5 protein-coding genes are annotated in these 10,109 nt (G+C 70.7%); all 5 read right to left on the bottom strand.

Annotation, left to right across the window (positions count from 1 at the left end):
- Positions 1-108: 108 nt before the first annotated feature.
- The 5 genes from AB0N07_RS48385 to AB0N07_RS48365 all read right to left on the bottom strand — a co-directional run bounded on the left by AB0N07_RS48385 (position 109) and on the right by AB0N07_RS48365 (position 10,003).
- Positions 109-3,441, bottom strand: a complete 3,333-nt coding sequence (locus AB0N07_RS48385; protein ID WP_365846980.1) for an amino acid adenylation domain-containing protein — start codon at positions 3,439-3,441, stop codon at positions 109-111.
- Positions 3,442-3,486: 45 nt separating this feature from the next.
- A complete protein-coding gene (locus tag AB0N07_RS48380; RefSeq protein ID WP_365846978.1) occupies positions 3,487-4,446 on the bottom strand; it encodes a fatty acid desaturase in 960 nt (319 codons plus the stop codon).
- A gap of 201 nt (positions 4,447-4,647) precedes the next feature.
- Complete coding sequence (locus tag AB0N07_RS48375) at positions 4,648-4,866, bottom strand: MbtH family protein (protein WP_365846976.1); 219 nt, start codon at positions 4,864-4,866, stop codon at positions 4,648-4,650.
- A 249-nt stretch (positions 4,867-5,115) separates the two neighbouring features.
- Positions 5,116-6,171 carry a TauD/TfdA family dioxygenase gene (locus AB0N07_RS48370; RefSeq protein ID WP_365846974.1) on the bottom strand — a complete coding sequence of 352 codons (1,056 nt, stop codon included), beginning with the start codon at positions 6,169-6,171 and terminating at the stop codon, positions 5,116-5,118.
- Positions 6,172-6,217: 46 nt separating this feature from the next.
- The gene (locus AB0N07_RS48365) at positions 6,218-10,003 is read right to left on the bottom strand and encodes an amino acid adenylation domain-containing protein (protein ID WP_365846972.1); all 3,786 of its coding nucleotides are present in this window, start codon (positions 10,001-10,003) and stop codon (positions 6,218-6,220) included.
- Between the last annotated feature and the right edge of the window lie 106 nt (positions 10,004-10,109).

Here is a 10,109-nt window from a genome sequence, read left to right as displayed (position 1 = left end):
GTAGTCGCCGCCCTTGCGGTCCTTGAGGCGGAACAGCTCGGCGCCGTACTCGTCCCAGCGGCCCGTGGCGTCGTACGGCTCCCGCGTGATCCGGTGCTCCCGTCCGGATCAGGCGGGTGTCGACGCGGCGAGGTCGATGCGGCGGGCCAGCTCCTCCACGGTCGTCGCCGCGAACAGGGTGATCAGCGGCAGGTCCACGTCGAAGGCTCGGCGCAGTGCGAACCGGATCCGCAGCGCCAGCAGGCTGTCTCCGCCGAGCTGGAAGAAGTCGTCCTCGGCGGTGACCACCTCGGCCTCCAGCGCCTGTGACCAGATCCGCGCCACGCGCTCCTGCGTGGCGGTGGCGAACCCGGCGGCAGGCCGCTCGACCGCGTCCGCCACGGGCGCCGGAGCGGGCAGGGCCTTGCGGTCGTGCTTGCCGTTCGCGTTCAGCGGTATCCGTTCGAGCAGGGTGATGGTGGACGGCACCATGTAATAAGGCAGTTGGGTGCGCAGGTACTGCAGCACAGCGACCGGGTCGGGGCTGCGTCCCGCCCGCGGCTCGACATAGCCGGCCAGGCGACGCTCACCCGGGGCGTCCTCCCGGATGATCACGGCGGCGTCCTGTGCGTCCGGGTGCTGGCCGAGTACCGACTCGACCTCCTCCAGCTCGATCCGGAAGCCGCGCAGCTTGACCTGCCGGTCCACCCGGCCCAGCACCTCCACGTCACCCGTGGGAAGGACCCGCGCCAGGTCGCCGGTGTTGTACAGCCGGGCTCCCGGCGTGTCCGAGAAGGGGTGGGCGAGGAATCGCTCGGCGGTGAGCTCGGGGCGCCCCACGTAGCCGCGGGCCAGGGCCAGGCCGCCGACGTAGAGGGTGCCGTTCACCCCGAAGGGCACCGGCTGGAGCCGGTTGTCGAGCACGTAGAACTGGGTGTTGGGCAGCGGGCGTCCGATCGGCACCGGCTCCTCGTCACCGCGCTCGGGCATCGGAGTCTCGAACAGGCCGCTGTCCACGGTCGATTCGGTGATGCCGTACGAGTTGACCAGACGGGTGCGGGGAGGACACAGCTTCGCCAGGTTCCAGTAGTCCTGCATGAACCAGATGTCCGCGCCGACGGCCAGCACCCTGAAGTTGTCCAGCATCCGCCCCTGCTCGGCCACATGGGCGCTGAGCCGGCGGATGACGACCGGGACGAGGTCGGCGAAGTCGATCCGCTCCCGCTGGAGCAGCGTGTACAGCCGCGCCGGATCCAGCAGCGCCTCACGGTGGCAGAGCACCAGCGTGCCGCCGGAGCACAACGCGCGGACCATGTCGCCGGTGAACACGTCGAAGGCGATGTTCGCGGCCTGGAGATGCCGGCGCACCACAGTACCCAGGCCGTAGACCCGCTCCCAGGAGCGGAAGGCGCTCATCAGGGCACCATGGGTGATCATCGCGCCCTTGGCCCGGCCGGTCGAGCCCGAGGTGTACACGAGGAACGCCAGGTTGTCCGCGTTCGGTTCGGCGTGCCCCGCCGGCGGGACGGCGGCCGGCTCGTCCTGCGCCGCACCGGCGCCCTCGGCGAGCCAGTCGTCGACGTAGCCGACGCTCACCCCTTCGGTGAGCCCGGGTACCGAGGCCACCACGTCGTGGCGGGTCAGCAGCAGGCGTACGGACGCGTCCGAGAGCACGTAGTGCAGGCGGTCCACCGGATGGGCAGGGTCGAGCGGCACGTACGCGCCGCCCGCCTTGAGGACGCCGAGCAGCGCCGCCACCGAGTCGGGGCAGCGCGGCGCGCAGAGCCCCACGCGCGAGTCCGGGCCGACGCCGAGCGCGCGCAGCCGGGCGGCGATGACACCGGCCCGCCGGTCGAGTTCGCGGTAGCTGAGCCGGTCCTCGCCGTCCACCACGGCCACGGCGTCGGGGGTGGCGCGGACGTGCTCCTCGAACAGGTGGTGCACGCAGGTGTCGGGGGCGACCTCGACGGAGATCGTGTTGTCCCGGTTCAGGAATTCGGCCCGCTCCGGCTCCGAGAGCAGTGGCAGCAGGGACAGCGGCAGATCGGAGTTCGCCACGGCGCCGAGCAGCAGCCGTTCGAAGTGGGCGGCCATCCGCTCGATGGTGGCGTCGGCGAACAGGTCGACGTTGAACTCCCAGTCGCAGCGCAGCCGGTCGCCCTCGTCGACGACGCGCAGGCTCAGGTCGTACAGCGCCGTGGTGGGGCCCTCGCCGCTGAACGGGCTGACGCGCAGCCCCGCCAGGTCCGGCGTGGGCCGGGGGGCGTCGTGCAGCGACAGCATCGTCTGGAACAGCGGGGTGCGACTGAGATCGCGGTCCGGCTGCACCTCCTCGACCACGCGCGCGAAGGGAACGTCCTGATGGGCGAAGTCCGCGATGCACGCCTGCCGGGTACGCGCGAGCAGCTCGCCGAACGTCGGGTCGCCCGCCAGGTCCGTGCGCAGGGCCAGAGTGTTCGCCACGAGGCCGACGAGCGGTTCGGTCTCCGGCCGGTGACGGCCGGCCACGGACGTGCCCACCACGATGTCGTCCTGGCCCGAGTAGCGGTGCAGCAGGGCTGCGTATCCGGCGAGCAGTGTCATGAACAGGGTGGCGTCCGCGGCGCCGGTCAGCTCCCGCAGCCCGGCGGTCACCTCGACGGACAGGGTGAAGGACCGGGTCCGGCCCGCGTACGTCTGCACGGTCGGTCGTGTACGGTCGGTCGGCACCCGCAGACAGGGCAGCTCGCCGCTGAACCGCTCACGCCAGTGCGCCGGCCCGCGTGCCACCGGGTTCGCCGCATCGCCCGTGAACTGTTCGCGCTGCCGGTGGGCGTAGTCGGCGTACTGGACGGCGAGCGGCGGCAGCGGATCGGCGCCGCCCGTGCGGAAGGCGTCGTACAGACGGCAGAACTCGTCCGTCAGCACCGTCATCGACCGGTCGTCGGCGACGATGCGGTGCAGGGTGATCAGCGCGACGGTTTCCCGCTCAGTGAGCGCCACCAGCGCCACCCTCAGCAGCGGACCCCGGCCGAGGTCGAACGGCGTCCGCGCGTCCTGCGCCGCGAGCCGCCGTGCCTGCTCCTCGGCGTCGGCCGCGCCGCGCAGGTCGACGACCCGGGGCTCCCAGACGTGGTTGTCCGCCGGGGCGATGGTCTGCGTCGGCTCGCCGTCGACCGACGGGAAGGTGGTCCGCAGGGTCTCGTGCCGCCGTACCAGGGCCTGGAAGGCCCGCACCGCCGTGTCCAGGTCGACCGGGCCCGACAGCCGCAGCGCGTATGGCAGGTTGTACGCCGCGTTCCCGGGGCCGAGCTGGTCCAGGAACCACAGGCGCTGCTGTGCGAAGGACAAGGAGGCGCCCGCGCCCGCCGGGCGTCCGGTGATCCCGCCCGGCGCCGCCGTGGTGGGCTCCTCGATCCGCCGCGTGTGCAGGGCGTTCTGGGCGGGGGGCTGCTCGCGCAGCCGCTGCGAGGTGTCGCTCATGCCGTCCTACCTTCGTGAGTGCGTCCCATGCATGCCCGACTTGTGCTAGTCGGCACGGGCGCCGACCTGTGCACGGGCCTTCCGGCCATTGGCGGCGGCCTCCTTGGCGATGGCGCGGAAGAACTGCGGATAGCTGGGGGAGGTGTGCTTCGCGTACGAAAGCGTCAGGTCGTGGCGCTCGCGGAGCTGGTTGATCGGGACGACCATGGCCGCGTGGTGCTCGATGTGCAGGTTGTTGCCGTTGGTGTACCAGGTGCTGAACCAACTTCCGGTGATGGAACGGGTGTTGGTCAGCACGTCGGTGCTGGAGTTGTCGCACATGATGTGTTCGGGCAGTTCGACGAGGAAGTGCAGCGGTACCGCGACCAGCAGGGGCAACAGCCACACCCATAGCACCAGTTCGCCCTGGCCGAGCACGGCGAGCGCGACGGCCGCGAGGATCGGCAGGACGAACAGCCGGTATTCGGCGGCCACTTCACGCTTGCGGGCCGGTGCTATCTGGCCGGAGTCGTACGTCCAGGAGCCGGACCAGGCGCGCACGATGTCCGCGACCGCGCCACCCAGCCGGCCGAAGGCCAGGGCCTCGCGGACCAGCGCCCCCCACGTGACGGGCTGACGCGAGTCGAAGCCGAAGAACTCCGAGTCCTGGTCGGTGCCCAGATAGCGGTGGTGCTGCAGATGCAGGACGCGGTAGTGGCTGTACGAGACCAGCATGGGCACGCCCAGCGGGACACCGGCGATCCGGTGCCAGCGGGCGCGCCGGAATGCCGAGTGGTGCAGGCACTGGTGCTGCAGTTCCAGCCAGTGTGCGTACATCGCGCCGATCAATATGACGCCCAGCACCCGCAGCGGCCACAGACCGGTCAACAGCGCGAGCGCCACGCCGAGCACCCAAAGGGCGTACGCGACAAAGAGTTTGAGGATGAACGTCCGCTCGTCGACGGCGTTCACCTTGGCCCGTCGGAACAGGCCCTGTGGCGACGCAGTGCTTGCGTCGGAAGTCATTCTTGGCACCTTCCCCTGTGGCAGCCTCCCGCGAGATCGCTGCGGCAGTCGGGCAGGCATCAGCGACTTCGTGTGGATGAGGCACGAAGTTTTGGAAGTGGCGCCCTTCGGCCCCCGAAATACGGCGGAGGGAGGGCGGGATACGCGTCGCGGCTGTGGTGCGGTCAGGCCTTTTCACCGGCCAGCTCGCGGAACTCTTTTCTACCGCGGTTCATCGCCCATCGCCCTGATCAGGCTGGCCGGCCTCATGTCCGTCCAGTGCGTGGAGACGTATTCAAGGCAGTTCTTGCGAGTTTCCTGCCCGTACACCACCCTCCAGCCGGCCGGTACCGCGCTGAAGGCGGGCCACAGTGAATGCTGGTTCTCGTCGTTCACCAGAACCAGGCATGCGCCTTCTTCATCGTCGAACGGATTTGCCACGGATTCTCCTGATGAATCGACCAAACGGCCGTCAGCGTAACAGTGACGATAAGCGTCCGTCACCGTTGCGACAGCTGAACAATTGGCCTCGCATTGGGCGTGTCCCGCCGGCGAGACATCGGCGTCGGCGTAAATGGGATATCGCTATTCCTGATCGCCGCCGGAACGAAGGCAGGCAGCGATGGCGGCGCGGCGAACTGCTGGCTGCCGCACCACCCGGGTCATCTGCGCCCAGAGCCCGAACCGGGCTCAGCTCATGGCGGACACGGCCTCGCCGGTCATGTCGCCGAGCGCCACCACGATCTTCCGCGGCCCGGTGAAGGGGCTGCGTGAGTGCGCGACCAGCATGTTGTCGATGACAAGGACGTCACCCTCCTGCCAGGAGAAGGCGACCGATTCCCGGTCCATCAGTGCACGGACCTCGTCCACCAGGGCGTCGTCGATGACAGTGCCGTCGCCCCAGAAGACGTTGCGCGGCATCCCCTGATCACCGCAGATCTCCAGCAGCGAGGAGCGCGTTTCCGGGTCCAGCGACGACGGGTGGTGCAGCGCCAGCTGGTTGAAGAACACGGCCTCGCCGGTCGTCGGGTGGCGCAGCACCGCCTCGGCCTGACGCGAGGTCCGCAGGCCTCCGTCCGACGTCCACTCGAAGCTCGTCCCCTCCGCGGCGCACTTGCGCTCGACCTCGGCGGGATCGTCGGTGCCGAAGAAGCGCGACCAGCTGACGTCGACGCCTTCGATGAAGTTGCGGACATAACGGAGCTTCCTGGTGGCGAAGAGTTCGGCCAGCTCGGGACGCATCCGGGCGAGAACCGTACGGCAGTCGACGATCGGCGTCTGGCCACCGGACTGCGGGGCCACGATGCACGAGAAGAACTGCCGCATCGGCCACTGCGGCAGATGCGAACTCTCGTTGTGGAACAGGATCGAGAGGTCTTCCGGATACGGCGTCGACTTGTATACGCGGGCCGACTCGCCTTCGCGCGGAAGGTCCCCGTATTCAGGGAAGAGCGTGCCGCAAATCGCCGAGGCGGCCTCTTCGAACTTCTCCACCGAACCGCCGTGGAACCCCCGGAGCAGGACCGCGCCGTGCCGCAGCAGCCGTGCTTCGAGTTCTTCCCGGTTCGCGCGCAGCCAGCCGGGCAGGTCGACGCCGGGACCGGCCGGAGTGATGAGGACGGGGGTCGTCGGTGACTTGGGCAGGAAGCCGATGTTCACCGAATCCCCGGCGGGTATCCGCACCTGCCGCCGAGTCGCGCCGAGAAGGGAGCGCGGTCCCGGTGTCCTGGAAGCCGCTTCATTCATGTCCTGGTCCTCATTTCCTCGGCGGTGAACCCGGCCGTGCTGTGCGTCATGCGTCGATCTCCCGTCGGATCAGCTCGGCGAGTTCCTCCACCGCGGGCTGTCGCATGATGCCGTGGTGGGTCGTTGCCACGGAGGCGAAGCCAAGTTCCGGTCCGACCACCGATCCCCAGCCCCACGTGCGGTCCGGATCCTGCGGCTCGTCGGCCGGCTCGGCGCGCACCAGCAGCACCGGGAAGTCGGCTCGGCCGAGTTCGGCCTGCTGCTGCACGAAGTAGCGGTCCAGAGCGGTCATGTTGGTCATGTAGACGTCCAGCAGGTTCCGCAGCTCCGCCTCACCGGAGTCGGGAGGCAGCCGTCCGACGTCCTGCATGGCCTTGAGCAGTTCCTGATGACCGAGCTGACCGAGCTGACCCTCCGGCAGGTCCAGCTGATAGTGGAAGGCGAAGCGGCGCAGGAGATGGTCGGCGGGCTGCCGCGCCAGGGCGCTCTCCGCGTCACCGGGGACGCCGCAGTTGACGATGATCAGCTGCGCCACCTCACGCCCGGAACGGCGCAGCGCCTGGGCCGTGGCGTAGGCCATGATGCCGCCGAAGCACCAGCCGATGATCACGGGAGCGGCGTCGCCGACGGCCGCGATGTTCGCCGCGTACTCCTCGGCCATGGCGGCGAAGTCGTCCTGCGGCGGCCTGCCGTGCAGCCCCCAGGCCTCGATGCCGTAGACCGACCGGTCCGCCGGTATCAGCCGGGCCAGCTCCCAGTAGCTGAGCGTGTTGCCGCCGCCGGGGTGGACGCAGAAGACCGGGGGCTGCTCACGCGCTCCGCGGGCGGCGCGCAGCGGGACCAGGTTGGAGTCCTGGACGTCGCTCCTGCGCACCAGCTCCGCCATCGCCGCGACGGTCGGGGCGCTGAACACCGCGGACATCGGCAGGCGCAGGCCGAAGGCGTTGTTGATCTGTGCCATGAGCTTGATTGCACGCAGCGACTGTCCCCCGAACTCGAAGAAGTCCGCGTCGGGGGAGGAGATGTCCTGGTCGAGGATCGAGGACCAGATCGCCAGCAGACGCTGTTCCACCGAGTCGCGCGGCCGGCCGGCCCGGGCCTTCGGCGGCGCGATCGGTGCGAGGGCGCGGCGGTCGAGCTTGCCGTTGCGGGTCAGCGGGAACCGATCCAGCACCTGCCACCCGGTCGGCACGAGGGCGGCCGGGAGGTGCAGAACAACGGCTGCCCGCACGTCCTCGACGGAGATGTCCACTCCCCCGGCGGCGGTGAGGTAGGCGTCCAGGTGCGTGACGAGTCCGTCGGCGTCCGCGCGCGCCACGACCGCCGCGGCGCCTACGCCGGGCCGGTCCGCCAGCAGCGTCTCGATCTCACCGAGCTGTACGCGGTATCCGCGCAGCTTCACCTGGTCGTCGATCCGGCCGAGGATCTCGATGCCGTTGCCGGGCACCAGGCGGCCGAGGTCACCGGTCCGGTGGGCGTCCGCGGTGTCCGCCGTACCGAAGCCCGACCCGCCTTCGCGCAACCGTGCGAGGTAGCCGAGGCCCACGCCGGGCCCGCTGATCAGCACCTCACCGGGGCACCAGGGCGGCAGCGCGGCACCCCCCGCGTCGACCACCGTCAGGACGTTCGCCCCGAGGCCGGAGCCCACCGGGATCGAGGAGCAGCGTTCATCGATCGGAGCGTCCAGCGGGAGGCATGCGGCACCCACCGTCGACTCGGTCGGGCCGTAGTGGTTGTACAGACGCAAGGACGGCGCGATCTCACGCAGCCGCTCGTACAACGGACGCGGCAGCAGTTCGCCGCCGAGCACGAGCACCTCGCTCGGCAGCAGCGCGAGCGGATCGGCAGCCTCGGCCAGCAGCGCCGAGAGGTGCGAGGGGACCAGCTTCATCGCGGCCGCGGGGCTCCCCCGGAACCACTCGGTGAGAGCCGCGGGGCTCGTGGCGGTCTCGGTGGGGACGAGCTGGACGCAGCCACCGCCGGCCAGGGTCGGGAAGACCGCCGTGTAGGCCAGGTCGGCGGCGAGGGTGGAGACCGCCGCGAACTCGGCGCCCTCGGACAGGGCGAGCGTCTCGCCGATCGCCGAGGCGTAGTGCGACAGCTGCTCGTGCCCGATGACGACGCCCTTGGGAAGCCCCGAGGTGCCCGACGTGAAGATCACATAGGCGGCGCCCGTGGCCGCCGCGCCGGAAGTCACCGCGCGCTCCGGGTCGACGACCGCGTCGGCCGTGCACACGATGCGGACGGAGCCCTGGTGGTCGGCCTTCGGATCAGAGGTGAGCAGCAGCGCGGGATCGGCCTCCCGCAGGATCGTCTCGATCCGCTGCTGCGGCCACGTGGGGTCGAGGGGGACGAAGACCGCGCCGGCGAGCCAGACGCCGAGCATCGCGACGACTGTTTCCGCCGCGGCAGGAACGAACAGCGCGACCCGCTGCCCGGCCCGCACGCCGTGCTCGCGCAGCAAGCGCGCCACCGCCTCCGCGCCCTGCGCCGCGTCCCGGTAGGACACGACGGTCTCGCCGCAGCGCAGCGCGGGCTGCGCGGGCGTGCGCTCCGCCTGCGCAAGGAAGCGGTCGAGCACCGAGGCGTACGGCGCACGGGGTCCGGCCTCGGCGTTCGGCGCGTTCGGCGCGGTGAGGCGCAGGCCGCCGACGGCGCGCTCCGTGCCACCGGACAGCAGATCGGTCAGCTGATGTCCGAACGCCTCCGCGACGAGGTCCAGGTCGGCCTGGGCGACTCGGCTCGCGCCGCCGACGAAGGTCAGGCGCAGGCTCAGCGACCCGCGCACGCAGTCGAGGTGCAGCGCACCAGGAGCTTCGTGGACGGCCGCACCGTCCGAGAGTTCCTCGGCCCACCGGTCCAGGCGGTGCCGGTACGAGAGCGGGCAGACGTCCGCCGCGTGGTGTGCGGAGGCCGCGGTCCCCGGGTCGATCTGGTTCTCGATCGCAGCTACGGAGCGGAGCGCGTCCTGCGACGCCTGGAGCGCGTCGGCGACCGGGGTGTCCGTGCCGATCTCCAGCCGCACCGGTACCGGACGCTCCAACAGGCCGAGCACGTTCTCCAGGCCCTCCGTGGACCGGCCGTCGGCCACGACCAGCACATGGTCGTCGGCGTCGGGGCGGTACCGGCCGTACAGCGAGCGCCAGAGAGCCAGCAGCACCGCCGCCTCGCTCACGCCGCACCGTGCGGTGAGTTCGTCCAGCCGTTCCAGAGGCGGTCCCTCGACGACGGCCGAGACGCTCACCGGCTCGGCGGCCGCGTCCCGGAGGGCGACGGGAACGAGGAAGGGCAGCGCCGAGGACGGCTTCGAGGACTGCCGCACCGCCTCGTCGGCCACCGGTGGCTGCGCCGACTCGTCCAGCACTTCACCGAGCCAGGCGGCGACATCGGCGTACTGCAGCACCGTCTCCCCGGCCGCTGCGACCGCGTCCTCCAGCAGCAGGCCGACGAGCCGGGTCCAGGAGGCGTCGTCGACGCTCAGCCTCGGCAGGGTGAGAACCAGCCGCGTGCCGTCCTGATCGAGTTCGTGCTCGACGGTGAGCGCGCCGGCACGGAACACCGTGCGATCCGTTCCCGACCGCTCGATCGCGACCGGGCCCACCGGATCCACGACCTGGACGAGCGTGGGCAGCCCCGCGAACTCGGTGTACCGCGTGCGCAGGCTCTCGTGCGTTGCGACCGCCGTAGCGATCCGGGCCTCCAGGTCCGGCACCGGTATCAGGGTGGCGGTGCGGACGGTGCGCACCGCCGTGCCCCGGGCCTCGCCCAGCCGGGCGAGCTGTTGCGGGGAGAGCTGATAGCCCTCCTCCTGCCAGGTCTCGACGCTCGTCATGATGTCTGCTCCTGATGCGATGAAGGAGCGGGGCCTCCCGCTCCGGCCGGGCGCGGACGATGCTCGGTCCAGGGAAAAGAACCTCGACCGTCCACAGGCAGGAGGC

Source organism: Streptomyces sp. NPDC051172, assembly GCF_040682555.1.
Lineage (GTDB): Bacteria > Actinomycetota > Actinomycetes > Streptomycetales > Streptomycetaceae > Streptomyces.
Note: the sequence above shows the minus strand (reverse complement) of the source record. Positions and strands in the feature narration are given on the sequence as shown.